Raw genomic sequence first — 636 nt, forward strand, 5'->3', positions numbered from 1 at the left:
TTTGTTCAAAATCCAGACCGACTGGAAGTGTATGTCACAGAAGGAAATCTGATAGCGACAGGAACGGCGTCACCGTCATTTTTGTATCAGTATAAATTACATGTGCTTGCGCTTGACTACCCGCATTCGCTCGACAGTCTCAGCGTGTCGGTTCTTGAGTGGGCGCGTCGGCATCAACCTGATTTGTTATTTAATCCTGATCAGCGTACGGATGGCATGAAGTTTGATGCCGATATCTTAAGTGACGGTACCGCAGATATTTTATTTGTATTGCGAACAACTGAACGTGTTGTTGTTCAATCAGAAAACGGGCGATTGACAGCCCAACATCTTGATGAGCCTCCTTATCCCTCTGCTAAAGATCCTTGGGGTGTATTGATTGACGGGAGCGTACAGCAATGACGGAAAATAATTCACTGTTCGTTGCGCTTGATAATGAACTGCAAAAATTAATCAGTACCACAAAACCGGCATACCGCCGCCGACTGGCTAATAAGCTGTCAAAGGCGATCCGCGCTGACCAACAGAAGCGCATTCGCAGCCAAAAAAATGTGGATGGTACCGCTTATGAGCCGCGCCGCCGTCGCGTATTACGCTCGCAGAAGGGTATTAAATTTTTGTACCAAGGAGATGTGC

Annotated in this window: 2 protein-coding genes; both read left to right on the top strand. The window is 46.9% G+C overall.

Annotated elements, in window-relative coordinates; translation table 11 throughout:
- A partial coding sequence (locus LG003_RS23160; protein ID WP_262981780.1) for a phage tail protein occupies positions 1-402 on the top strand: 402 nt, incomplete at its 5' end.
- Positions 399-636 (top strand): phage virion morphogenesis protein (locus tag LG003_RS23165; protein WP_262981781.1); only part of this gene is annotated, 238 nt, incomplete at its 3' end. The genes LG003_RS23160 and LG003_RS23165, both read left to right, overlap by 4 nt.

This window comes from Photorhabdus kleinii, assembly GCF_025384885.1.
In the GTDB taxonomy this organism is placed as follows: domain Bacteria; phylum Pseudomonadota; class Gammaproteobacteria; order Enterobacterales; family Enterobacteriaceae; genus Photorhabdus; species Photorhabdus kayaii.